This is a genomic window from Delftia sp. DT-2, from assembly GCF_028401915.1.
Classification (GTDB): Bacteria; Pseudomonadota; Gammaproteobacteria; order Burkholderiales; family Burkholderiaceae_C; genus Comamonas; species Comamonas tsuruhatensis.
Map to the genome: position 1 here is coordinate 67,534 of NZ_JAQOTI010000017.1, position 23,942 is coordinate 91,475.

General features: G+C 67.8%; 22 protein-coding genes. 9 read left to right on the forward strand and 13 right to left on the reverse strand.

What is annotated here, in order from left to right:
• Window positions 1-44: 44 nt before the first annotated feature.
• The gene (locus tag PO605_RS25770) at window positions 45-1,568 is read right to left on the reverse strand and encodes a CoA-acylating methylmalonate-semialdehyde dehydrogenase (protein ID WP_012205523.1); all 1,524 of its coding nucleotides are present in this window, start codon (window positions 1,566-1,568) and stop codon (window positions 45-47) included.
• A 202-nt stretch (window positions 1,569-1,770) separates the two neighbouring features.
• The gene (locus PO605_RS25775) at window positions 1,771-2,310 is read right to left on the reverse strand and encodes a MarR family winged helix-turn-helix transcriptional regulator (RefSeq protein ID WP_223275353.1); all 540 of its coding nucleotides are present in this window, start codon (window positions 2,308-2,310) and stop codon (window positions 1,771-1,773) included.
• A 122-nt stretch (window positions 2,311-2,432) separates the two neighbouring features.
• Here PO605_RS25775 and PO605_RS25780 point away from each other — a divergent pair, with 122 nt between their 5' ends.
• Together PO605_RS25780 and PO605_RS25785 are read left to right on the forward strand one after the other, a co-directional pair.
• Complete coding sequence (locus tag PO605_RS25780) at window positions 2,433-3,413, forward strand: tripartite tricarboxylate transporter substrate binding protein (protein ID WP_272207083.1); 981 nt, start codon at window positions 2,433-2,435, stop codon at window positions 3,411-3,413.
• Between the two features lie 50 nt (window positions 3,414-3,463).
• Window positions 3,464-4,702, forward strand: coding sequence for a flavin-dependent oxidoreductase (locus PO605_RS25785; protein WP_272207084.1), 1,239 nt, complete (start codon window positions 3,464-3,466; stop codon window positions 4,700-4,702).
• 413 nt (window positions 4,703-5,115) lie between these two features.
• Here PO605_RS25785 and PO605_RS25790 read toward each other — a convergent pair whose 3' ends face one another.
• The 5 genes from PO605_RS25790 to PO605_RS25810 all read right to left on the reverse strand — a co-directional run bounded on the left by PO605_RS25790 (window position 5,116) and on the right by PO605_RS25810 (window position 9,939).
• Window positions 5,116-6,153, reverse strand: coding sequence for a Bug family tripartite tricarboxylate transporter substrate binding protein (locus tag PO605_RS25790; protein ID WP_272207085.1), 1,038 nt, complete (start codon window positions 6,151-6,153; stop codon window positions 5,116-5,118).
• A 116-nt stretch (window positions 6,154-6,269) separates the two neighbouring features.
• Window positions 6,270-6,911 (reverse strand): maleylacetoacetate isomerase, encoded by a 642-nt coding sequence (maiA, locus tag PO605_RS25795; protein WP_272207086.1) that lies wholly within the window; start codon window positions 6,909-6,911, stop codon window positions 6,270-6,272.
• Window positions 6,912-6,930: 19 nt separating this feature from the next.
• On the reverse strand, window positions 6,931-7,638 hold the full coding sequence (locus PO605_RS25800) for a fumarylacetoacetate hydrolase family protein (RefSeq protein WP_126312313.1): 708 nt from the start codon (window positions 7,636-7,638) through the stop codon (window positions 6,931-6,933).
• A 38-nt stretch (window positions 7,639-7,676) separates the two neighbouring features.
• Window positions 7,677-8,714 (reverse strand): cupin domain-containing protein, encoded by a 1,038-nt coding sequence (locus PO605_RS25805; RefSeq protein ID WP_099751748.1) that lies wholly within the window; start codon window positions 8,712-8,714, stop codon window positions 7,677-7,679.
• A gap of 16 nt (window positions 8,715-8,730) precedes the next feature.
• The gene (locus tag PO605_RS25810; RefSeq protein ID WP_272207087.1) at window positions 8,731-9,939 is read right to left on the reverse strand and encodes a 3-hydroxybenzoate 6-monooxygenase; all 1,209 of its coding nucleotides are present in this window, start codon (window positions 9,937-9,939) and stop codon (window positions 8,731-8,733) included.
• A 204-nt stretch (window positions 9,940-10,143) separates the two neighbouring features.
• Here PO605_RS25810 and PO605_RS25815 point away from each other — a divergent pair, with 204 nt between their 5' ends.
• From PO605_RS25815 to PO605_RS25825, 3 genes are all read left to right on the forward strand, one after another.
• Complete coding sequence (locus PO605_RS25815) at window positions 10,144-10,680, forward strand: MarR family winged helix-turn-helix transcriptional regulator (RefSeq protein WP_180317110.1); 537 nt, start codon at window positions 10,144-10,146, stop codon at window positions 10,678-10,680.
• Window positions 10,681-10,694: 14 nt separating this feature from the next.
• Window positions 10,695-11,597 (forward strand): LysR family transcriptional regulator, encoded by a 903-nt coding sequence (locus tag PO605_RS25820; RefSeq protein ID WP_016446014.1) that lies wholly within the window; start codon window positions 10,695-10,697, stop codon window positions 11,595-11,597.
• 76 nt (window positions 11,598-11,673) lie between these two features.
• The gene (locus PO605_RS25825; protein WP_272207088.1) at window positions 11,674-12,732 is read left to right on the forward strand and encodes a patatin-like phospholipase family protein; all 1,059 of its coding nucleotides are present in this window, start codon (window positions 11,674-11,676) and stop codon (window positions 12,730-12,732) included.
• Window positions 12,733-12,753: 21 nt separating this feature from the next.
• Here PO605_RS25825 and glyA read toward each other — a convergent pair whose 3' ends face one another.
• From glyA to PO605_RS25845, 4 genes are read right to left on the reverse strand one after another with little or no spacing between them, the layout of a single operon-like run.
• On the reverse strand, window positions 12,754-14,028 hold the full coding sequence (glyA, locus tag PO605_RS25830; RefSeq protein WP_046238943.1) for a serine hydroxymethyltransferase: 1,275 nt from the start codon (window positions 14,026-14,028) through the stop codon (window positions 12,754-12,756).
• A gap of 46 nt (window positions 14,029-14,074) precedes the next feature.
• Window positions 14,075-15,313 carry an aspartate aminotransferase family protein gene (locus tag PO605_RS25835; RefSeq protein WP_082001485.1) on the reverse strand — a complete coding sequence of 413 codons (1,239 nt, stop codon included), beginning with the start codon at window positions 15,311-15,313 and terminating at the stop codon, window positions 14,075-14,077.
• Window positions 15,314-15,370: 57 nt separating this feature from the next.
• Entirely contained in the window at window positions 15,371-16,222 is an 852-nt protein-coding gene (locus PO605_RS25840; protein WP_272207089.1) for a YggS family pyridoxal phosphate-dependent enzyme, read from the reverse strand.
• A 4-nt stretch (window positions 16,223-16,226) separates the two neighbouring features.
• The gene (locus PO605_RS25845) at window positions 16,227-17,483 is read right to left on the reverse strand and encodes a benzoate/H(+) symporter BenE family transporter (RefSeq protein ID WP_272207090.1); all 1,257 of its coding nucleotides are present in this window, start codon (window positions 17,481-17,483) and stop codon (window positions 16,227-16,229) included.
• Between the two features lie 191 nt (window positions 17,484-17,674).
• Here PO605_RS25845 and pdxR point away from each other — a divergent pair, with 191 nt between their 5' ends.
• Window positions 17,675-19,216 (forward strand): MocR-like pyridoxine biosynthesis transcription factor PdxR, encoded by a 1,542-nt coding sequence (pdxR, locus tag PO605_RS25850; RefSeq protein WP_272207091.1) that lies wholly within the window; start codon window positions 17,675-17,677, stop codon window positions 19,214-19,216.
• Window positions 19,217-19,330: 114 nt separating this feature from the next.
• Here pdxR and PO605_RS25855 read toward each other — a convergent pair whose 3' ends face one another.
• Both PO605_RS25855 and PO605_RS25860 read right to left on the reverse strand, forming a co-directional pair.
• Window positions 19,331-20,611, reverse strand: a complete 1,281-nt coding sequence (locus PO605_RS25855) for a serine hydroxymethyltransferase (RefSeq protein WP_174538920.1) — start codon at window positions 20,609-20,611, stop codon at window positions 19,331-19,333.
• 132 nt (window positions 20,612-20,743) lie between these two features.
• Entirely contained in the window at window positions 20,744-21,007 is a 264-nt protein-coding gene (locus tag PO605_RS25860; RefSeq protein WP_272207092.1) for a hypothetical protein, read from the reverse strand.
• A gap of 99 nt (window positions 21,008-21,106) precedes the next feature.
• On the opposite strand from PO605_RS25860, the gene PO605_RS25865 reads away from it, so the two are divergent.
• Genes PO605_RS25865 through PO605_RS25875 form a run of 3 tightly spaced genes read left to right on the forward strand, consistent with a single transcriptional unit; the run spans window position 21,107 to window position 23,901 of the window.
• Window positions 21,107-22,069, forward strand: a complete 963-nt coding sequence (locus tag PO605_RS25865; RefSeq protein WP_272207093.1) for an AurF N-oxygenase family protein — start codon at window positions 21,107-21,109, stop codon at window positions 22,067-22,069.
• Window positions 22,066-23,145: a 2Fe-2S iron-sulfur cluster-binding protein gene (locus PO605_RS25870; RefSeq protein ID WP_272207094.1), complete on the forward strand. Its 1,080-nt coding sequence runs from the start codon at window positions 22,066-22,068 to the stop codon at window positions 23,143-23,145. The genes PO605_RS25865 and PO605_RS25870 overlap by 4 nt, the downstream gene beginning before the upstream one ends.
• A gap of 51 nt (window positions 23,146-23,196) precedes the next feature.
• Window positions 23,197-23,901 (forward strand): glutamine amidotransferase, encoded by a 705-nt coding sequence (locus tag PO605_RS25875; RefSeq protein ID WP_034367554.1) that lies wholly within the window; start codon window positions 23,197-23,199, stop codon window positions 23,899-23,901.
• Window positions 23,902-23,942: the final 41 nt, after the last annotated feature.

A 23,942-nucleotide genomic window follows, 5' to 3' on the forward strand; every position in this document is an offset into this window, starting at 1 on the left:
GCCGGGGCCTGCCCCGGATCAATCCAGGCCCGCCGACCGGTGCATCAGCGCAGGCTGATGGTGGTGTTCACGCCCTGGCTGGTGGTGCTGTCGTCGAACCAGCGCGCCGTGACGGTCTTGGTCTGCGTGTAGAACAGCACGACCTGCTTGCCGTAGGGGCCCAGGTCGCCCAGCTTGGAGGCGCGGCTGCCCGTGAAGGAGAACAGCGGAACCGGCACGGGAATCGGCACGTTGATGCCGACCTGGCCCACGTCGATGTCTTCCTGGAATTTGCGCGCCGCGGCGCCCGACTGCGTGAAGATGGCCGTGCCGTTGCCGTTGGGGTTGGCGTTGATGAACTCGATGGCCTCGTCCAGGCTGTCGGCAGCCGCCAGGCAGAGCACGGGGCCGAAGATTTCCTGGTCATACACGCTCATGCCGGGCTTGACGCCGCTGAACACGGTGGGGCCGACGAAGTTGCCCTTGTCGTAGCCGGCCACCTGGGGCTTGCGGCCGTCCAGCTCCAGCTTGGCGCCGTCGGCCAGGCCGCGTTCGATCAGGCTTTCCACACGCGACAGCGCCGCGCAGGACACCAGCGGGCCCACGTCGGTGCCGGGCTCGGTGCCGCCGCTGACCTTGAGGGTCTTGGACTTTTCCACCAGCTCGGGAATCCACTTCTGCGCATCGCCCACCAGCACGGCCACCGACAGCGCCATGCAGCGCTGGCCTGCCGCGCCGAAGGCTGCGCCCAGCAGGGCGTTGAGCGTTTGCTCCTTGTTGGCGTCGGGCATGACGATGGCGTGGTTCTTGGCGCCCATCATGCATTGCACGCGCTTGCCGGCCAGGCTGGCACGGTTGTAGACATGGGTGCCGACCTTGGTGGAGCCCACGAAGCTGATGGCCTTGATGTCGGGGTGGTCGCAAATGGCGTTGACCACGTCCTCGCCGCCGTGCACCACGTTGAGCACGCCGGGCGGAATGCCGGCTTCCAGGGCCAGCTCGCACAGGCGCATGGTGACCATGGGGTCCTGCTCGGAGGGCTTGAGCACGAAGGTGTTGCCCGTGGCAATGGCCATGGGGAACATCCACAGCGGAATCATGGCCGGGAAGTTGAAGGGGGTGATGCCCGCGCACACGCCCAGGGGCTGCAGCACGGAATAGGTGTCCACGCCGTTGGCCACGTTGTTGGCCAGCTCGCCCAGCTGCAGCGAGCCGATGTTGGCCGCATGCTCCACCACTTCCAGGCCGCGGAAGACATCGCCTTCCGCGTCAGGCAGGGTCTTGCCCTGTTCGGCGGTCAGCAGCGCGGCCAGCTCCTTCATGTTCTCGCGGATCAGCTGCTGCAGCTTCAGGAAGATGCGGGCGCGCTGGCCGATGGGCGTCTTGCGCCAGGTCTTGAAGGCTTCCTTGGCGTTGGCGACGGCGGCGTTGACCTCGTCGGGCGTGGCAAAGGGCACGCGGGCCAGCACTTCCTGCGTGGCCGGGTTGACCACATCGCGCCATTGGGTGCTTTGGGATTCGACCAGCTTGCCGTTGATCAGCAGCTTGACCGTGGGCGCCAAAACCTTGGCGGACGTGGATGCATTCATGGCTTGTCTCCTGTTGCGGTGGTGTCGGCCCGGCATGCCGTGCGCCGGGCGTTCATCGCATGGTAGCTGTGCGGTTTTTCGCAAGCAATGGAGATGTTTGCAGTATCCATGTGCGTTTTTGCACATCGGCATGCCAAGTCGGCCACGCCAAAAAACAGGGCCTGCGGTGTTCGCAGGCCATGCGGGTTCAGGGCTTGAAGGCTCAGTCCGTACCGGTGGCCGGCAGGCGGTCGTCTGCAGCGGGACTGGAGTGGTGTACGGCGCGGGCGGCGGGCTTGTGCAGCGGCTCCAGCTTCACGCGGGCGCTGGCGCCCAGGCCGGACTCCAGCTTGGTCAGCAGGCGCAAAAGCTCCTGCAGTTCCTCGTCTTCCAGCGGAGAGACCAGGCGGTGATAGGCCTGGTCCACCAGCGGCACGCTGGCGGCCAGCAGGGCCCGGCCCTTTTCGGTGAGCGTGAGCTGGTGCTGGCGGCGGTCACGCGTGCTCAGCGCGCGGTGCACGTACTCGCGCTCTTCCAGCCCGCGCACCAGGCGCAGCGTGGTCACCTTGTCGAAGCCCATGGCGCGCGCCAGGGAGCTTTGGTCGGAGCCGGGGGAGGCGTCGATCAGGACCAGGGCGCCGTACTGTGGCGGCGTCAGTCCCAGGGGGCGGCATTGCTCTTCAAAAATGCCGACCGAAATCTGGTGAGCGCGCCGCAGCAAAAAGCCAGGGCGCTGATATAGCGGCAGTGGTGCAGGCGTCATCGTGTCCATATGCGTCTAGTATTCTTGCAGAAGTGTCCAGTATTCATTCGATTTCCACCAATTGTGCCCATTCTGGTGCATGATTACCATGCGTTTGCATGCTAACTACAAAAGAGGTCTACATGCGAAATTTTGTTGGCAGACGGCAATTTTTGAAGACAAGCGGATTGGGAGTATTGGGTTTACCCGTAGCAGGCGCCATCGCCAGCACCGAGAGTGTGCCTCTGAAATTGATTGTGCCTTTCACTCCGGGGACTGGAATCGACACGATTGCGCGAACGATCGGGCCTTTGCTGGCCAAGCGCCAGAGCCGGCCCGTGGTGGTGGAGAACAAGCCGGGCGCCTCTGGAAATATCGGCACCGAGGCCGTTGTGCGCTCGCCCGCCAACGGCCAGACGCTTTTGGTGACAGTGAATACCCTGGTGATGAACGCATCGCTGTATCCCAAATTGCCATTCAATCCGCTGACGGACCTCGAGCCTGTAACGCTGACCAGCTGGGGACAGCTGATTTTGGTGACGCCCACGGCCTCCGCCTATCAGACGGCGGCCGATCTGGTGAAGGCCGCCAAGGCCTCGCCGGGTCGCATCAATTACGCATCGCCGGGAGTGGGCACTCCGCACCATATGGCGATGGAGCTTTTCAAGAGCACGGCGGGCGTATCGATCACGCACATCCCTTATCGCGGAACAGGGCCGGCGCTGACGGACCTGCTGGGCGGCCAGGTGGAATGCATGTTCCTGCCCATTCATGTGGCATTGACGCATGTGAAGGCCGGCAAGCTGCGCGCGCTGGGCATTGGCAGCCAGCGGCGCCACCCGCTGCTGCCCGATGTGCCCACGCTCAAGGAGGCCAAGGCGGGCGATGTGAACGTGGATATGTGGTACGGCGTGTTTGCGCCGGCCGGCATGCCGGCGGACCAGGTCGATGCCCTCAATCGCGAGATCCGCGCGATTTTGGCGTCGGAGGAAGTCCGGCATGCCTTCGCGCCCCAGGGCATGGATCCGGCCGGCAGCACGCCGGCCGAGTTCAAGGCCCTGGTGCAAAAGGACGCCCGGCGCTGGGCCGATCTGGTCAAGGCGCGGGGTATTACCGCCGAGTAGGCGGGGCGGGCGCCAACAGCGCCCCTGGAGAAAGCATGGAGAGTCAGCGGATGAAAGTAGTGATCGTGGGGGGCGGCATCGCAGGCCTGTGCCTGGCATTGGCCCTGCATCAAAGAGGCATTGCCTGCGAAGTCTTCGAGGCCGTGCCCGAGGTCCGCGAGATCGGCGCGGGCATTACCCTGCTGCCGCATGCCATGCGCGAACTCAGCGACCTGGGCCTGCAGCCGCAGCTGGAGGCGCTGGCGATCGAGAACCTGGAGAGCGTGTTCTTCAACCGCTACGGCCAGTTCGTCTACCGCGAGCCGCGCGGCCGCCATGCCGGCTACGAGCTGCCCGAGCTGGGCATCCACCGTGGCCGCCTGCACCGCGTTCTCTTCGAGGCTGCCGTGCAGCGCCTGGGCCCGGGTGCCGTGCACACGGGCCACCGCTGCGTGCGTGTGGACCAGTCGGCCCATGGCGCCACCGTGCATTTCGCGCCGGATGCCCAGGGCCATGTGCCGCCGTCGGCCACGGCCGACATCGTCGTGGCCTGCGATGGCGTCAACTCCGCCGTGCGGCGCCAGTTCTATCCGCAGGAGGAGCTGGCCTTCGGCGGCATCAACACCTGGCGCGGCGTCTCGCGCTTCAAGCCCATCCTCACGGGCAAGAGCTATCTGCGCATCGGCTCGGTCGATACCGGCAAGATGGTGATCTATCCCATCGAGGACAACGTCGATGGCCAGGGCATGCAGCGCATCAACTGGGTGGCCGAGATCCGCGACCCGCAGATGCGCATGAACGACTGGAATCGCGCCGGGCGCATGGAGGATGTGCTGGAGATTTTCGGCGGCTGGACCTTCGACTGGCTGGATGTGCCGGCCCTGATCCGCTCGGCCGAGACCATCTTCGAGTACCCCATGGTGGACAAGGACCCCGTGGACCAGTGGAGCTTCGGCCGCGTGACCCTGCTGGGCGATGCCGCCCACCCCATGTATCCGCGCGGCTCCAACGGCTCTGCCCAGGCCATGCGCGATGCGCGGGTGCTGGCCGACCTGCTGGCCGCCGACCCGCAAGGCGACCCGCTGGCGCTGCTGGCAGCCTACGAGGCCAGCCGCCTGCCCGCCACCAGCCAGGTGGTGCTGACCAACCGCTCCACGCCGCCCGACTTCATCATCATGAAGGCGGACGAACTCAGCGGCGGCCAGCCCTTCGGCCATATCGACGAGCTGATCAGCCAGGACGAGCTGCGCGCCATTGCCCGCCATTACGAGCAGGTGGCGGGGTTTGCGAATCCGCAGTCGCAAGGGTGAAGTGATTGGGCAATGAGCTGGCTTGGCAGGTATTCAGTATTGCATCCCGACTCTTTTGGGGTCTCTGCCGGGCGGTTGTTTTTCGAGGCCGGGTTTCGGCCCGGCGGCCGACCTCCTTTCTTGTCGCGCGACAAGAAAGGAGGCAAAGAAACGCGCCCAAATGCCCGCGTCCCCTTCGCTTCGCTACGGGGCGACCTGCGTCGTGGCGGTCGCGGGGGTCGCCGTGAAACTCACTTCGCGCTGCGCGCTACGTTCAGACAATCACGGCCAGTCAGTTGACGAAGCAGTCCTGTCCTTCGGCAGGACTGCAACCCCGCAACCGCCACGACGCAGGCACGGGCATATGGGGAGGAGGGGCCGGGGTACGGGGGCGACAGGGCGCTACGCCCCGTTGCCTTGTCTATTCGGTGCTCTCAATCCAGGCTGATATTCGCCTTCTGGATCAGCAGCTTGTACTGGTCCGCCTTGGTCCTGGCGAATTTCTCCATCTCCGGCACTTCCCAGGTGATGGGCTGGAAGGCGAAGGTGGCGAATTTCTCGCGCACCTGCGGGTCCTGCAGCACGGCGACCACGTCGGCGTGGATCTTGTCGCGCAGGGTGGCGTCCACGCCCTTGGGTGCCAGCAGGGAGACGAAGGAGTTCACGATCAGTTCGGCGGGGCCGCCCGATTCGGCCACGGTGGGCACGTCGGGCACCTGGGCGATGCGCTGGGGCGCGGCCACGGCCAGGTAGCGGATCTTTCCGGATTTGTAGATGCCCTGGCTGGAGGGAATGCTGGCAAAGCTCCAGGCCGGATCGCCATTGGCCACCGAGGTGTAGAGCTGGCTGACCTCGCGGTAGGGCACATGGGTCATCATGCTGCCGGTCAGGAAGTCCAGCCATTCGCCGCCCAGGTGGCCGGGGCTGCCCACGCCCCAGGAGCCGTAGCTGACCTTGCCGGGCTCGGACTTGGCCGCCTTGATCAGGTCGCCCATGCTCTTCCAGGGCGAGTTCGTGGGCACGGCGACGAAGAAGGGCGTGAGGAACAGCGGCGCCACGGGGTCGAAGTGCTGCAGCGGATGGAAGTTGCGCTGTTTGTAGAGGTAGGGCAGGGCGGAGACATGTTCGCTGTCGAGCTGCAGCAGGGTGTAGCCGTCGGGTTTGGCGCGGCGTGCGGCTTCGATGGCGACAAAGCCGCCGCCGCCTGGGCGGTTGTCCACGGTCACGCCCTGCTTCCAGCGCGCGGCCAGTTTTTCGCCCACGATGCGCAGCACGGCGTCAGGGCCGCTGCCCACGGCAAAGGCCGTGATCACGGTGACGGGGCGCGTGGGAAAGCTGGCGGCGCTGCTGGAGCCTGCCTGCGCCCAGGCGCAATGCAGCGGGGCGATGGAGGCCAGCAGCAGGGCGGCGCCTGCGAGGGCCTTGCGGCGGGAGGGGGCGGTGCCGAGGCGGCTGGATGGGGATGCTTTCACAGTCTGTCTCCTGTTGGATCTGCTTTTTTCACTGCTTGCAATGCCACGGTCCTTCTGGCGAGGACTCGGGGCGGGTTAGGGCTGCCGGCAAAGGTGCGGCGGGGTTCAGGCGAGGTTCAGCCGGCGTCAGGCTGGGCCAGGGGCGCGGCCTGTGCAAAGGCGGGCAGGGCCGCGCAGGCCCTGTCCACAGCGCTGATCTGCGGCCAGCGGTCCAGGTCCACGCCAAAGCGGCGTGCGCTTTCGACCTGGGGCACCAGGTAGACATCGGCCAGCGTGGGTGCGTGGCCGAAGCAGAAGTCGCCGCGCTGCGTGTCGCGGGCCAGCAGGGCCTCGATGGCGTCGAAGCCGTCGGCAATCCAGGTGGCGCACCAGGCGTTGATGGCGGCTTCGTCCGCACCGAACTGGCGACGCAGGGTCTGCAGGATGCGGCGGTTGTTGATGGGATGCACGTCGCAGCCGACGATGGCGGCCAGCGCGCGCACCTGGGCGCGGTCCTCGGGGTCGGCGGGCAGCAGCGGTGGCTCGGGGTGGCGCTCCTCCAGCCATTCGATGATGGCCGGCGACTGGATCAGCGTGCGGCCATCGTCCAGTGTCAGCGCCGGCACCAGGCCCTGCGGGTTGACCTGCTTGAACGGCGCCTGGGCCTGCTCGTCCACGCGCAGGTCCACGGGGAAATAGTCAGGGCGCAGGCCTTTGAGGTTGAGCGCGATGCGCAGGCGGTGCGAGGTGCCGCTGCGGAAAAAGCTGTAGAGCTTCATGGTGGTGGTCTCCCCGGCCTTATTCAGGCTCGCCCACGGTGAGCGCGATCTCGCCCACGCCCTGCACATGGCCCGTGATGCGGTCGCCCGGCAACACGGCACCCACGCCTTCGGGCGTGCCCGTGTAGATGAGGTCGCCGGGCTGCAGGTGATAGAACAGCGAGAGGTCGGCAATGATTTCGCGGATGTTCCAGATCAGCTTGTCCACGTCGGACTGCTGCCTGGTCTCGCCATTGACGGCCAGCGCAATGGCGCCGGATTCGATCACCTGGCCCGGCATGGGCACGATCTCGCTGGCCACCGAGGACTGCTCCACATCCTTGCCCAGGTCCCAGGGCCGGCCCTTGTCGCGCGCCACCAGCTGCAGGTCGCGGCGCGTCATGTCCAGGCCGCAGGCGTAGCCGTAGATATGTTCATGCGCCTGGTCCGCCGCAATGCGAAAACCCGCCTTGCCGATGGCCACCACCAGTTCCATCTCGAAGTGGTAGTTGTTCGTCTCGGGCGGGTAGGCCACGGTGGCTCCCGATTCGGTCAGCGTGGACGGCGCCTTGGTGAAGTAGAAGGGCCGCTCCACGCTTTTGTCCACCGGGCGGCCCATCTCGACGGCATGGGCGTGGTAGTTGCGGCCCACGAAGAACAGGCGGTTCACGGGCAGGCGCTGCGTGCTGCCGCGCACGGGCAGGGATTGGACGGGGGGCGGGGTCCAGAGGTATTGGGGGGCGGTCATGGTATTGGCGATGGGGGAGTAAAGAGACATCGGATGATTCAAGGCCGGACTTCGTAGAGGCCCAGCTTTCGGTGCAAAGGCGCCTCGTCGGCCAGGAAGAGGAAGGCGGGCTCGCTGGCGCTGGCATTGGCCAGCGTGGCGGGCGCCCAGCCGGGCACGCAGCAGGTGTCGGCCGGGGCCAGGTCGAAGTGGCGGTCCACGGCGGCCACGCTGGCGCCGCCCTCGATGACATGGAACACGCAGGCCGGCGAGCGCGCGGGCAACTGCAGCGTCTGGCCCGGGCGCAGCATCAGCGCGTAAAAGCCCAGGATGTTTTCGCAGTCGGCCCCGGTCTCGGGGTTGGTGTAGGCCAGCTGCACGCAGTCCAGGTCCGGCCTGTCGGCGGCCAGCTCCAGCAGGGCGGCACGCGCATCCTTCCATGGGTAGCGCAGCATGGGGTAGGCCTTGGCGCTGCGGGCGAACACCTGCGTGGGTGCCAGGCCGCCGCGCGCATACGCCCGGTCGCCACGGCCGGGCAGGGCGGGCTGGCGCGGGCCGTCCACGTGGTAGGTGACTTCCAGGTAGTAGGCCAGGGGCAGGTCCAGCACATCGAGCCAGACCACGGGCTCGTCGCCGTCATGGCCATGCTCGTGCCACAGGCCCGTGGGCGTGAGGATCAGGTCGCCGCGCTCCATGGGGCATTTCTCGCCGTCGACCAGGCTCCAGGCGCCCTGGCCTTCCACCACCATGCGCACGGCATTGGGCGTGTGGCGGTGCGAGGGCGCCCACTCGCCGGGCAGCAGCAGCTGCATGCCCAGGTAGATGGAGGAGCTGGCCTGCATCTTCTCCAGCCCATGGCCGGGGTTGGCCAGCACCAGCACGCGGCGCTCGGCCTTTTCGATGGGCGTCAGCTCGCCCGCCTGCATGAGCAGCGGTCGGATGGACTGGTACGGCCAGGCAATCGGCTGGGTGCGCGGGCGCGGCGTGTGCGGCGGCATCACGTTGCGCAGGCTGGGCCACAGCGGCACCAGGTTGTTGCGCGTGAGTTCGTCGCGGTAGTCCTGGGGCAGGTCTTCCAGGCGGCCAAGTTCTTGCATGGCGGTCTCCTTGTGTTCAGTCTTCGGCGAGGCAGGTTTCGGCCTTCCAGCCGTACAGCCATTCCATGGCGTCGTAGAAACGCTGGGGCGTGCGGCCCTTCCAGAGGTCGTTGCGCACCAGGCGCTCCACGCCGCTGGCGTGGAAGATGCGGCCCATCTCGCGCGCGGACAGCACCACGCGCGCCGTGCGGGCGATGCGCGAGCGCTCGTACAGCCGCAGCGCCTGCGGCCAGTCGTTGCCGCAGTGCTTGAGCGCCTGGCCCAGCGTCACCGCGTCTTCCAGCGCCATGCAGGCGCCCTGGGCGATGTATTGCAGCGTGGGGTGTGCGGCATCGCCCAGCAGCGTGGCGCGGCCGAAGCTCCACTGGCCAATGGGCTCGCGGTCGGCTGTGGCCCAGCGCTTCCAGCTTTTGGGCAGGTCTATGAGCTGGCGGGCGCGCGGGCAGCAGTCGCGGTAGTAGCTTTGCACCTCTTGGCGGCTGCCTTCGCGCACGCCCCATTCCTCCTGCTCGCGGCTGTGGAAGGTGACGACCACGTTGTACTGCTCGCCGCCACGCAGCGGGTAGTGCACCAGGTGGTAGTTGGGGCCGACCCAGATGCTGGCCGCGTTCCAGCGCAGGTCTTCGGGGAAGTCGTTCTTCTCCACCACGGCGCGGTACACCACGTGGCCGGAGACACGCGCCGCATCGCCCACGTACTGCTGGCGTACCACGGACTTCACGCCATCGGCGCCGATCAGGGCCTGGCCCACATGGACCTGGCCGTGCTGGTCGCGCACGGTGACGGTGTCACCCTCCTGCTGCACGGCTTCGATGCGCGTGCCCGTCAGCGTCTCGATTTGGCCGTGGGTGCGCGCGCCTTCGAGCAGCGAGGTGTGGATGTCGGCGCGGTGGATCACCGCATACGGGTTGCCGAAGCGGGCGCGAAACGCCTCGCCCGTGGGAATGCGGCCGACCAGCCGCTCATCGAGCGCGTCGTGCATCACCATCTCGTCGGTATAGACCGCGCGGCCACGGGCCAGCTCGCCAATGCCCAGCGCGTCGAAGGCCGCGAATGCGTTGGGCCCCAGTTGTATGCCGGCGCCGATCTCGCCCAGCTGCGGCGCCTGCTCCAGCACCTTGACGGCGAATCCCTGGCGCGCCAGGGCCAGCGCGGCCGCCACGCCGCCAATGCCGCCGCCTGCCACAAGAACGGGCAGCGCCCGGGAAGAAATGCTGGTGTTCATGGATGTCCTGTGTTTCGTGGTGCGTGTCGCCAGCCTGCGGGTCAGCTGCGTCGCGACTAATTAAACAGTATGCTGATGATGAGTGTAGTGTTGATTTGCATCAGGCCAGCCTGGGGTTTCCCTGGATGCAGGCCAAACGGTGGTGGACAGCGTGTCCGGGTGAATCACCTGTCCGCCAGCCAACGCCAACGGAGGGCGCAGTTCATGCGAACATCTGCGCTTGCCCGCAGGGACCCGGAAAAGAGCGCAATGGCCATGGACTACCAACCCGCAGAACTAGAAAACTACCCCGGCTACCACATCCGCCGCCTGCAGCAGATCGCGGTAGCCGTCTTCATGGAAGAGACCCAGGAATTCGGCGTGACCCCCGTGCAGTACGCGGCGCTGTCTGCCGTGCTGCGCCAGCCCGGCGTGGACCAGCGCACGCTGGCGCGGATGATCGGTTTCGACACCTCCACCATTGGCAGCGTCATCGACCGGCTGGAGGCGCGCGGCCTCATGGTGCGCAACACCAGCCCGGCCGACCGGCGCGTGCGCCTGCTGTCGGTCACCGCAGAAGGCGCCGCGCTGCTGGCCGCTGCCGAGCCCTCGGTGCTGCGGGCCCAGCAGCGCATGCTGGAGCCGCTGCCGCAGGAGCAGCGGGGCCTGTTCATGGACATGATGACCGTCCTGGTGCGGCAAAACGACGAGCTGGCGCGTGCGCCCAGCACGCTGGCCGCGCGCCGCGCCGCTGCCGACTGAGGCGGCCTCGACCCATGGACTGGGACCACCTGAGATTCTTTGGCGAGCTGGCGCGCAGCGGCAGCATGGCCGCCGCCGCGCGGCAACTGGGCGTGGAGCACACCACGGTGTCGCGCCGCATCCAGGCCCTGGAAAAGCAGCTGGGGGCCGTGCTCTTCGAGCGCGAAGCGGGCCAATGGCGGCCCACGGAGGCCGGCCGACAACTGCTGGGTGTGGCAGACGCCATGCAGCGCGCCGCAGCCGGGCTGGAGCGCATGCCGCTGGCGGCGGAATCCACCAGCCAGGGACCGTCCGGCCTGGTGCGCGTGGGCGCCACCGAGGGCTTCGGCACCCAGCTGCTGGCCCCGCAACTGGCCGCGTTGACGCAGCGCCATCCGCTGCTGAGCATCGACCTGCTGGCCCTGCCGCGCCTGCTGCACCTGTCGCGGCGCGAGGCGGACATCGTCATCTCGCTGGAGCGTCCCACGCGCGGCTCGGCCGTGGTCACCAAGCTCACGGACTACCGGCTCTTCCTTTATGGCCAGCGCGAATACCTTGCGCGCCGCCCGCTGGTGGCGCGCACCGAGGACCTGCGCCACCACAGCTTCATCCACTACGTGGACGACCTGCTGTTCACGCGCGAGCTGCAGCTGCTGTCCACCCTGTTCCAGCCCGAGCGATTTGCCTTTCGCAGCACCAGCATCACCGCCCAGTACGAGGCCGTGCGCGCCGGCGCCGGCCTGGCCGTGCTGCCCGCCTTCATTGCCGACCGCGACCCCGTGCTCAGCCGCGTGCTGCCCGCCGAGGCCTGCTTCACCCGCACCTTCTGGATGAGCATGCCCTCGGATGCCCGGCAGGTTCAGCGCATCGAGGCGGTCTGGGGGTTTTTGCGGGAGGCTGTGCAGGGGATGGGCGGCTTGCTGAAGCCCAGAGCCTGAGGGCCTGCGGCGGTCAGGCCCCTGCCGCTATACTGCCCGCCCCGAATCTCGTCATCCGACAGCAGGATCTTCCGGCATGCGCCTCCAAGCCCTTTTGCGTCCATTGGTGTACCTGAGCCTGGCGGGGCTGGCCGCTTGCGGCAGCAACCCGCCCAGCCCCTCGGCGGCCACGCCCGAGTCCACGCCCACCGTGCCGGGCACACCCGTGGCCCCCATCAGGATCGGTCTGGCCCTGGGCGGCGGGGCCGTGAAGGGCTTTGCCCATATCGGCGTCATCAAGATGCTGGAAGCCAATGGCCTTGCGCCTGCGGTGGTGTCCGGCACCAGCGCGGGCAGCGTGGTGGGGGCGCTGTATGCGAGCGGCATGAACGCCTTCGAGCTGCAGGAAAAGGCCGTGGCGCTGGATGAGACCAGGATCCGCGACCTGCAGCTGTCCTCGGGCGGCCTGCTGGTGGGGCAGAAGCTCGAAGACTATGTGAACGAACAGGTGGGCCGCAAGCCGTTGGAGCAACTGGCCAAGCCCTTCGTGGCCGTGTCCACGCGGCTGGAAGACGGCGAGCGCACCGTGTTCGCGCGCGGCAATACGGGGCAGGCGGTGCGTGCCTCCAGCAGTATTCCGGGTGTGTTCCAGCCCGTGGCCATCGGCAAGTTCCACTTCGTCGATGGCGGCATCACCAGCCCCGTGCCCGTGGACGCCGCGCGCCAGCTGGGCGCCGATCTGGTGATTGCCGTGGACATCTCCAACAAGGCCCGTGGCAAGGCGCCCGAGAACATGCTGGGCGCCCTGGGCCAGTCCATTGCCATCATGGGCCAGAAGCTGGGCCAGGCCGAGCTGGCCCGCGCCGATATCACCATCCGCCCCAAGGTGCTGGACATCGGCCCGGCCGACTTCACCCAGCGCGCCAGCGCCATTCTTGAAGGCGAAAAGGCCGCCGTGGCCGCCATGCCCCAGATCCGCGAGCGCATCGCCCAGCTGCAGGCCGAGCGCGCCAAGGCCGCGAAGCTGGCCCAGCAAAAGGCGGCCGAAGCCCAGCACCAGGCCTGCCTGGACCAGCGCTCGCGCATGCAGAAGCTGGCGGAGATGGCGGGAATGGACGGCGCCTGCGCCAACCCCAACCTCAACGCCAACCCCTGATCCACCACGGCTGCGCGCGGGCTATCCGTACACCGGATAGCGGCTGCACAGCTCCGTCACCTGATCGCGCACCTGCGCCGCCACCTTGGCAAAGCGGGCGCCTTCCTGCGCGTCCAGCGCATCGAGCACATCGCACAGCCAGCCGGCCAGCTGCTCGCACTGCGCCTGGCCGAAGCCGCGCGTGGTGACGGCGGGCGTGCCTATGCGCAGGCCCGAGGTCACGAAGGGCGAGCGCGGGTCGTTGGGCACGGTGTTCTTGTTGGTGGTGATGTGCGCCTCGCTGAGCGCGGCGTCGGCGTCCTTGCCGGTGTAGCTGCGGTCGGACAGGTCGATCAGCATCAGGTGGTTGTCCGTGCCGCCCGAGACGATGCGGTAGCCGCGCTGCTGGATCACGGCGGCCATGGCGCGGGCGTTGGCCAGCACCTGGCGCTGGTAGGCCTTGAACCCGGGCTGCAGCGCCTCCTTGAAGGCGACGGCCTTGGCGGCGATCACATGCATCAGCGGCCCGCCCTGCACGCCGGGGAACACGGCCGAGCTCAGGCGGCGGTTGAAGGTTTCGTCCTGTCCCTTGGACAGGATCAAGCCGCCGCGCGGGCCGCGCAGCGTCTTGTGCGTGGTGCTGGTGACCACATGCGCGTGGGGCAGTGGGCTGGGGTACTCGCCCGCAGCCACCAGGCCTGCGACATGGGCCATGTCCACCCAGAACACGGCGCCCACCTTGTCGGCAATGGCGCGCATGCGGGCCCAGTCCTTGTGGCGCGAGTAGGCAGAGAAGCCGCCGATGAGCATGCGGGGCCGGTGCTCCAGGGCGATGCGCTCCATCTCGTCGTAGTCGATCAGGCCCGTGGCGGGGTCCAGGCCGTAGGGGACGATGCGGTAATGGCGGCCCGAGAAGTTGGACGGGTTGCCATGCGTCAGGTGGCCGCCCTGGGCCAGGTTCATGCCCATGACGGTGTCGCCGGGCTGGGCCAGCGCCAGGAACACGGCGGCATTGGCCTGGGCGCCGGCATGGGGCTGCACGTTGGCGTAGTCGCAGTCGAACAGCGCCATGGCGCGTTCCACGGCCAGGCGCTCGGCCACGTCCACGTTCTCGCAGCCGCTGTAGTAGCGCTTGCCGGGGTAGCCCTCGGCGTACTTGTTGGTGAAGACCGAGTTCTGCACCGCCATCACCAGCGGGCTGGCGTAGTTTTCGGAGGCGATGAGTTCCACATGGTCTTCCTGGCGGCGTTTCTCGCTCTGGATGGCCTTGGCCAACTGCAGGTCGAAGTCGGCCAGGGTCAGGGATGCGTCGTACATGGGTGAGTGGTTCCTGTGTCGGGGCAAGGGCTGGGGGAATCGATGGTCATGCAGCTGCCAGCTGGCCTGCGGCGGGTGCGCCTGCCTGCGCGGCGCTGGCCGGCTCCAGCAGGCAGGCCAGGCGGGCGACGATGTCGTCGATCTGGCGCTCGTCGCAGATCAGCGGCGGCAGCAGGCGGATGGTGGATTCGCGCGTCACCGTGATCAGCAGGCGCTGCTGGGCCAGCGCGCGGCCCACCAGGTCCTGGCAGTTGCGGTTCAGCTCGATGCCCACCATCAGGCCCTGGCCGCGCACGGCCAGCACGTCGGGGTGGCCGTGCAGCGCCTGCTGCAGGCCGTTGAGCAGGCGCCGGCCCAGTTGCCTGGCGCGGCCGGGGATGTCCTCGGTCTCCATGATGTCCAGCACCGTGCAGCCCACGCGGCAGGCCAGCGGGTTGCCGCCAAAGGTGGAGCCATGCTGGCCGGGCGAGATCAGGTCGGCCGCAGGCCCGCGCGCCAGGCAGGCGCCGATAGGAATGCCGTTGCCCAGGGCCTTGGCCAGGGTCATCACATCGGGGGCGATGCCCGCGTGCTGGTGGCCGAACCAGGCGCCGGTGCGCCCCAGGCCGGTCTGGATCTCGTCGAGCATCAGCAGCCAGCCGTGCCGGTCGCACAGGCTGCGCAGCTGGCGCAGGTAGTCGGGGCTGGCCAGGCGGATGCCGCCTTCGCCCTGCACGGGCTCGATCAGCACGGCCACGATGTCGCCATGCTGGGCGGCGGCGTGGTGCACGGCCGCGATGTCGTCATAGGGCACGCGCACGAAGCCTGGCATCAGCGGCTCGAAGCCGCGCTGCTTGGCCGGGTTGCCCGTGGCCGACAGCGTGGCCAGCGTGCGGCCATGAAAGCCGTTGTCCATCACCAGGATCTGCGGCCGCGCCACCTGCCTGCGGTGGCCGTGCAGGCGCGCCAGCTTGAGCGCGGCCTCGTTGGCCTCGGCGCCGGAGTTGCAGAAAAAGGCCGTCTCCATGCCGGCCAGGGCGCACAGGCGCTGGCCCAGGCGTTCCTGCCAGTCGATGCGGAACACGTTGGAGGTGTGCAGCAGCAGGCCGGCCTGCTCGGCGATCACGGCGGCAATCTCCGGGTGCGCGTGGCCCAGGGCGGTCACGGCCACGCCGGCAATGGCGTCCAGGTATTCGGTGCCGTGCTCGTCCCAGAGCCGGGCTCCACGGCCACGGACGAAGGAGACGGGCTGGCGGGCATAGGCCTTCATCAGGCGGGAATCAAGGGGTTGCATGGCTTTTTGCATGTCAAGGTCCTCAAGCGGGGTCAGGGTTGAATCGAAAAGGGTGGCGAGGGGGCGCGTTCAGGGCAGCGCCAGGGCGGCGGGATCAGGGCCGCCGACGGGCCAGTAGAAGCTGTCCGGCTGGGCGCGGGCGCCGAAGATGGCCTGGCCCACGCGCACCACAGTGGCGCCTTCCTCGATGGCGATCTCGAAGTCGCCGGACATGCCCATGGACAGCTCATCCAGCGAGATGCCCGCCGGCGCGCCCTGGCGCAGCTGGTCGCGCAGGCTGCGCAGCAGCACGAAGCACTGGCGCACGCGCTCGGCCTCGCTGGAGAACAGGGCCAGCGTCATCAGGCCGCGCACGCGCAGCGCACTGAAGGCGGGCAGGGCCTGGAGGAATCCCTGCACCTCGTCGGGCGGCAGGCCGTACTTGCTGGCCTCGCCCGAGGTGTTGACCTGCACGAACACGTCCAGCGCCCGGCCTTCGGCCTGCAGGCGGCGGTCCAGCGCCTCGGCCACGCGCAGGTTGTCCAGCGCCTGGAACTCGCTGGCAAAGCGTGCCACGAGCTTTGCCTTGTTGGTCTGCAGGTGGCCGATGACGGACCACTGCAGATCGGCCAGGTCCTGCATGGCCTCCCACTTGCCGAAGGCTTCCTGCACCTTGTTCTCGCCCAGCATGCGGCAGCCCGCCGCGTGGGCCAGGCGCAGGCTGGATTCGGGCTTGGTCTTGCTCACGGGCAGCAGGCGCACGCTGGCCGGGTCGCGCCCTGCGCGGCGGCAGGCAGCGGCCATGCGCGCGTGCACGGTGGCCAGGTTGTGCCGGAAATCGTCCACCGTCTCGGCCTGGGGGTAGCGGCCGTGCTGGTCGTGGCGCGTCAGGGTGTCGGTGGCTTGGGCGGTGCCGCCGGTGGTGTCTTGTGTCGCAAGCATGGTTTCAGCTCCTTTTGATGGCGGCATCGGCAGCCGGCACGTTGCCGGTGCCCTCCCCGCTGCGGGCGGCCCGGCGCGGCCACTGGCAGTTGAGCACGGCATGGGCCACCAGGCCGATGACCAGGCCCCAGAAGGCGCCGCCTATGCCCAGCATGGAAATGTTGGCGGCGGCGGCCAGGAAGGTGATCAGCGAGGCCTCGCGGGTTTTGGCGTCGGCCAGCGCATTGGCCAGGCTGCCGCCGATGGTGCCCAGCAGCGCCAGGCCCGCCAGCGTGGTGATGAAGGTGGCCGGGAACGCCATGAACACGGCCGCCAGCGTGACGCCGAACACACCCACCAGGATGTAGAACACGCCCGCAGCGATGCCTGCGATCCAGCGCCTGGACGGCTCTTCATGCGCCTCCTTGCCCGTGCAGATGGCGGCCGTGATGGCGGCGATGTTGAAGGCGTGCGAGCCGAACGGCGCCATCAGCAGCGAGCCCAGGCCCGTCAGCGTGACGATGGGGTTGGCGCTGGTCTTGAAGCCGTCGTTGCGCAGCACCAGCATGCCGGGCATGTACTGGCCGGTCAGCGTGATCAGGAACAGCGGCAGGGCCACGCTCAGCAGGGCGTTGAGCGTGAACTCGGGCCGCGTGAACACGGGCGCCGCGAATTGCAGCTGCAGCCCGGACAGGTCCACACGGTCCTGCGCCAGCAGGAACGCCAGGCCCAGCGCCAGGATGCCGACCACCGCATAGCGCGCCGTCAGCCGCTTGAGCAGAACGTAGGCCACGATCAGCAGGCCGGCCAGCATCGGGTCCACGCTCATGCCGCCAAAGGCCTTGATGCCGAACTGCAGCAGGATGCCCGCCAGCAGGCCCGAGGCCACGCCGGGCGGAATCAGCCGGATCACGCGCTCGAACCAGCCCGACAGTCCCAGCACCACGAAGGCCGCGGCCGACACCACATAGGCGCCCACGGCCTCGGCATACGGCGTGGTGGCCAGGGCCGTCACCAGGAAGGCGGCGGCCGGCGTGGACCAGGCCGTGATGATGGGCTCGCGCGAGAGCCAGCTGAGCACCAGCCCGGTGACGCCCACGCCAATCGAAATAGACCACACCCACGAAGCCGTGAGTTCCGGGCTCAGGCCGGCCACCTTGGCGGCCTGGAACACCAGGATGAAGGTGCCGCCGTAGTTGACGATGACCGAGATCAGCCCGGCCACCACGGGGTGGATGAGGTCGCTGAAGCGAAGGGGTGAGTGTGTGTCTGATGAAGGCATGGTCTTCTCGTTTTCCTTGGGGGTTGGATTCCTGGCTGTCTGGGGAAAGGGGTATTTGAGCGCCGAAGTGGACTGAATGATCCATACACTTCGCTCTCTTGTTGCAGACCACTTTGCAATGGGCGCGCAGCATTTGCGTCAGTACAATGGCCTGCCAAAGAGGTGCAATGAGATGAAAGGCGGCAGACCGCATGAGCAAGACCTTCGAGCTTGAGACCCTGAAGATCCGCATGGGAGATGCCGACCTGCGCCAGCTGGACCTGCACCAGCGGGTGCAGCGCGCCATGCGTGCGCTGATCCTGGATGGGGCGCTGCTGCCGGGCCTGAAACTGCCGGCCACGCGCTCGCTGGCCGACTCGCTGGGCATTGCCCGCGACACGGTGGAGAACGCCTACACCCAGCTGCACCGCGACGGCTTCATCGTGCGGCGCCAGGGATCGGGCAGCTATGTTTCCGAGACCATCGGCACCGAGCTGCGGGGCCGGGCGGCGCGCCGCGGCCGCTTGCCCGAGCACGAGCGCAGCGCCCATGCGGCCGGTGCGGCTGGTGCTGCCGGTGCTGTCGGTGCCATAAGGGCCGGTGCCGGCCTGAGCCGGCGCGGCCAGGCCATTGTTGACGGCGGCGGCATCGCCGACCAGCAGACCATTCGGGCCTTTGCCACCGGCCTGCCCGAGACGCGCACTTTTCCCACCGATGTCTGGGAGCGGCTGCAGCGGCAGGCGCTCAAGGACTACCGGGCCAGCGTCCTGCTGCACGGCGACCCGCAGGGCGCCGAGCCGCTGCGCAAGGCCATTGCCACCTACCTCAACCTGGAGCGCGGCGCCAAGGTGGAGGCCGGGCAGATCTTGGTGCTCAGCAGCACGCGGCAGGCGCTGTTCCTGTGCGCGCAGCTGCTGGTGGATGCGGGCCGGCCCATCCTGCTGGAGAACCCGGGCTACTTCGGCGCCCGCAAGGCCTTCGAGTCGGCCGAGGCCAAGGTCCTGCCCATCGACGTGGACGCGCAAGGCATTCGCACCGACCTGCTGCACGCCGACCGCAGCGGCGCCACCTGCGTCTATGTCACGCCATCGCACCAGTACCCCACGGGCGTCACCATGCAGCTGGAGCGGCGGCTGGACCTGATCCGCTGGGCATTCGAGCGCGGGCGCTGGATCATCGAGGACGACTACGACAGCGAATTCCACTACGACGGCATGCCCACCGCCTGCGTGCAAGGCCTGGACAAGCACGCGCGCACCATCTACATCGGCACCTTCGGCAAGACCCTGTACCCGGGCCTGCGCATGGGCTACATGGCCTTGCCGCAGGAGCTGGTGCGCGCCTTTGTCCAGGCGCGCAGCATCATGGACGGGCACACGCCCCAGATCCAGCAGCTGACGCTGGCGCGCTTCATGGAGGACGGCCACTACAACTCCCACGTGCGGGCCATGCGCAAGCTGTATGCGGGGCGGCGCGAGGTCATCCTCGAATCCATAGGCAGGCACCTGGCCGGCATCGTCACCGCGCCACGGCCCCAGGGCGGCATGCAGGTGCCCTGCCTGCTGGAGCCCGGCTGGTCCGAGGAAGACACCATCCGCCGCGCCGCCGCGGCCGGCGTGCTGCTGCAGGGGCTCAGCCGCCTGTACGCGGGCGAGCAGCGGCAGGCGGGCTGGCTGCTGGGCTATGCCTCGCTCACGGCCTACGAGATCGAGGCCGCCGTGCTGCGCCTGGCCAACGCGCTGCGAAAACCCTGAAATGGGGCCCCCACGCTCCCCCGCTCCACGTGGTCCGCTGCCCCCCGAGGGGGCGCTTTTCATCTTGGGGCGGCCCGGCGATGAAAAGGTGGAAAGCTTGGGACGCTGCATGCCTCAGTAGGGCAGGGGAAAGCGCCCGGTCAGGTCGGACACGCCTTCGTGGATGGACTTGAGCGTGCGCGCGTTCATGGTGCCGCTGCGTATGCCGCCCAGCGTGGCAAGAATCATGTCGCCGATCTCGCGGAACTCGTCGGCGCCCATGCCGCGCGTGGTGCAGGCCGCGCTGCCCACGCGGATGCCCGAGGTCACCAGCGGCCGCGCGCCATCGCCGGGCACGGCGTTCTTGTTGACCGTGATGCCGATCTGCTCCAGCGCCGTTTCGGCGGCCTTGCCCGTCAGCTCCCAGGGGCGCAGGTCGATCACGCCCAGATGGCAGTCCGTGCCTGCGGACACCACGGACAGCCCGCCCTGCGACAGCCGGTCGCACAGCACGCGGGCGTTGTCCACCACGGCCCGCGCATAGGTACGGAAGGCGGGCTTGAGCGCCTCGCCCAGCGCCACCGCCTTGGCCGCCACCACATGCATCAGCGGCCCGGACTGCAGGCCCGGAAACACGGCGGCGTCTATGCGCCTGGCGATCTCGGCGTCGGCCGAGAGGATCATGCCGCCGCGCGGCCCGCGCAGCGTCTTGTGCGTGGTGGTCGTGGTCACATGGGCGTGCTCCACGGGCGAGGGGAACACGCCCGCGGCCACCAGCCCCGCCACGTGCGCGATGTCGGCCATGAAGATGGCGCCCACCCGGTCGGCAATGCGCCGGAACTCGGCCCAGTCCATCTGCCGTGAATAGGCCGAGCCTCCGGCAATGATGAGCCTGGGCCGCTCCTTCAGCGCAATGCGCCGCACCTGGTCCATGTCGATGAGTTGGGAGCGGGCGTCCACCTCGTAGCTGATGGACTGGAACCACTTGCCCGACACGCTCACGCTGGAGCCATGCGTCAGGTGCCCGCCCGAGCGCAGGTCCAGCCCCATGATCTTGTCGCCGGGCTCCAGGAACGCCAGGTACACGCCCTGGTTGGCCTGGCTGCCCGAGTGCGGCTGCACGTTGGCGTGCGCGCAGCCGAACAGCGCCTTGGCACGCGCAATGGCCAGGTTCTCCACGGCATCGGCATTGGCGCAGCCGCCGTAGTAGCGCACGCCGGGATAGCCCTCGGCGTATTTGTTGGTCAGCACCGAGCCCTGCGCCTCCATCACCGCGCGGCTCACGAAGTTTTCAGAGGCAATCAATTCAATCGAACGCGCCTGCCGTGTCCGCTCGGCCGCTATGGCGTCCCAGGCCTCGCTGTCCGCGTGTTGGAGTTCCAGGGAATTGATTCTGGGGAGCGATAAATCGTCCATGTCGCATTGGCTGTCTTGGAGGCGCTGAAGCACGGGAATCGGCAGCGCCCGGGTTATGGAAGGATTTGGAAACCAGGGCGCATCGGTAATGGGCAGTCTACAAAGTGCAGCGGCCTTGATTCCGACCATGTTTCAGCGGGTGAGCAGACCAATTAAGGTGGCATGCCAATGTAAACGGTTGAAAAAAGCGGTCTGGTTCATTGGCGAAAATAGGTCTGTTTGAATCCACGCTCTCTCCATAGAATTCGCCGCCAGACGTTGAAAGTCATGAGATCCAATACCGCCAGGAATCATCCGCAATCTGTAGTCGGGGAGATTGATTAAAGGTGGAATATGACAGAGTGAAGAAATCCATGACAACGTATCTGCCATCTGCAGCGTCAATTGCAGTGCCATTTGCGGCGCCATTGGTGATTGCGGCAGATGGAGAAAGCGGGGGGAGGGAATAGGCGATTTGACTCAGATCAATCAAGTTCAATCACACGGAGTTGAAAAATGAATCTCGATATCTCTCGGACAGATGACGCCGTGCGCGATGCGCTCAAAAAGCTGTCCCTGCTCTGGAAGTCAAGAGCGGCCGTGAATCAGGACCTGCCTGACTACTACGGCTTGGCGTTCGACCCCGCCCGGCAGGACTTCACCGCCTCGCTGCTGCCGTTTCGCGATCACCAGGCATGGGTGGAGGCGCCACAGCACCTGCGCGACCAATGCCTGTCCTACGCCTGGGGCATCTACAACCTCAAGACCATCTACATCGAGTGCAACGTGGTCACGCCGGCCTGCGAGGACATCATCAAGACCCCGCCGCCCAGCGCCAACCGCGCGCTGCTGCAGGACGTCATGTCCCAGGCCCTGCTGGACGAGGCCCTGCACACCCGCATGTCCATCATGGCCTGCAACTACATCTACGAGATGCGCGGCCTGGCGCCGCTGGACTACGCGGACTTCAACCTCGTCGGCTGGCGCAACGGCGTGCTGGCGCAGTGCGGCGCGGAATGGGAACGCCGCCTGGCCCGCTTCGCCATTGCCTGCGCCAGCGAGACCCTGATCACCGACTACCTCAAGACCATGGCCGAGGACCGCAGCATTCAGCCCATCTGCCACGAGGTCACGCGCACCCACGCCGTGGACGAATGGAGCCACTCCAGCGTCTTCAGCTCGGTGGCCACCGACATCGTCCAGGGCCTGAGCAACCGTGAGCGCAGCTACCTGCGCTCCATCATCCTCAAGACCGTGCAGATGTTCGCCAACAACGAGCTGGGCGCCTGGTCCACCGTCTTCACCATGGTCGGCATGCCGCATGCGCGCGACATCCTGCACGACGTGGGCGACAGCAACGAGATCGGCGTCTACACCGACTCGGTGCAAAGCCTGATCGACCGCATCGGCCTGGCGGGCCGCAACCTGGGCGGCAGCGTGGCGCTGGTGTCCTCGGTCCTCGAGGAGATGCAGGCATGAGCGCCGCCCTCCAGGCAGGCAGCATGCTCGCGCGCTGCGCCGCTGCACGGGCAGAGGCGGGCGGCGTCATGGTCTACACCCTGCGCGTGCAGGGCGCTTCGGCGCAATTCCTCGGCGGCCTGCGGCCCGGCCGGCATGTGGCCGTCGAGCATGCCGACGCCAGTGGCACCATGCAGCAGCGGCTGTACTCCATCACCCGCTACGAGCCCTGCAGCGAGCACGACGGCGCCGGCCAGTTCGACATTGCCGTCAAAAGCTCGGGCCGGGGCAGCGTCTCCGACCACATGCATGCGGTGCTGCGCGCAGGCTCCACGCTGCCGCTGGGCGGCGTGGCCGGTGACATCACGGCCGACCTGGTGCTGGGCCTGGACTCCCTGGTCATGCTGGCCGGCGGCATCGGCCTGACCTTGCCGCTGGCGCTGCTGCGCGAACTGGACCGGCTGCGCCAGCAGGGCCGGCGCGTGCCCCGCACCACGCTGCTGCTGTGCTTTGCGCGCATGGCCGACATTCCTTTCCTGCAGGAGCTGCAGCAGCTGTGCGAAACGGCCTCCTGGTTCGACCTGCGTATCCACATCACGCGTGAAGACATTGCCGCCCACGGCCCCTTCGTGCCGGGCCGCCCCTCGCAGCAGTCCCTGCTGGCGCTGGGCCAGCCCCAGGCCGTCGTCATCTGTGGCGGCCACGCCTTTGCGCAGACCTTTCGCGAGCATGCGCGGGCCTGCTTTCCCGGTGCCATACAGCATATCGAGGCCTTCACGCCGCCTGCCGCATCCACCGCCCAGCCAGGCGAGACCGCGCAGGCATGCCAGCTGCAGATCGCGCACAGCGGGCAGGTTGTCGAAGCCGCGTCCGGCAAAAGCCTGCTGGAGATCCTGGAAGGCGTGGGCATTGCCATCCGCAGCCAGTGCCGGGCCGGCATCTGCGGCAGCTGCCGCATCCGCATCACGGGAGGCAGTTCACGGCTGGAGGCGGACTTTTGCCTCAGCGACAGGGAAAAGGAAGCCGGCTATGCCTTGGCCTGCTGCACCTTCCCCTCGGCAGGCCATATCCACGTCGATCTCAAGCCCGGCGCCTGACGGGCTCCGCACGTTCCAAGCCACCCTCCTGTATCCACCTGAGTTCCTCCCATGAAAAAAGCCATCGCGCTGCGCCACATCCACTTCGAAGACCTGGGCACCCTGCATGCCGAGTTCGCCAGCCGCGGCTACGAAGTGCAGTACGTCGATCCCAGCATCGGCGAGCTTGACACCCTGGACCTGGGCCGTGCCGACCTTCTCGTCGTGCTGGGCGGCCCCATAGGTGCCTATGACGAGGCGCTTTATCCCTTCGTTGCCCAGGAGCTGGCGGCCGTGCGCCGCTGGCTGGACAGCGGCAAGCCGCTGCTGGGCATCTGCCTGGGCGCCCAGCTCATTGCGCGCGCGCTGGGCGCCAGGGTCTATCCGCTGGGCGTCAAGGAAATCGGCTTTTCGCCGCTCACGCTTACCGACGCCGGCCTGGCCTCGCCCCTCGCCAAACTGGACGGCGTGCCCGTGCTCCATTGGCATGGCGACCAGTTCGACATTCCCGAAGGCGCCGTGCACCTGGCCGGCACCGCCATCGGCGCCAACCAGGCCTTCGCAGTCGGCTCGCAGGTGCTGGGCCTGCAATTCCATCTGGAGGCCGACGCGGCCCGGCTGGAGCGCTGGCTGGTCGGCCATGCCTGTGAGCTCGGCATGGCCAAGGTGGACCCGCGCACGCTGCGTGCCGATGCCCAGAAATACGGCGGCCTGCTGGCGCTGGCCGCGCGCGATGTGCTGGCCGCCTGGCTGACCCACCTGGAGCGCAGCCGCTGAACCTGCGGCGCCGCCCATTCACCCATTTCCCCCACGCCGGA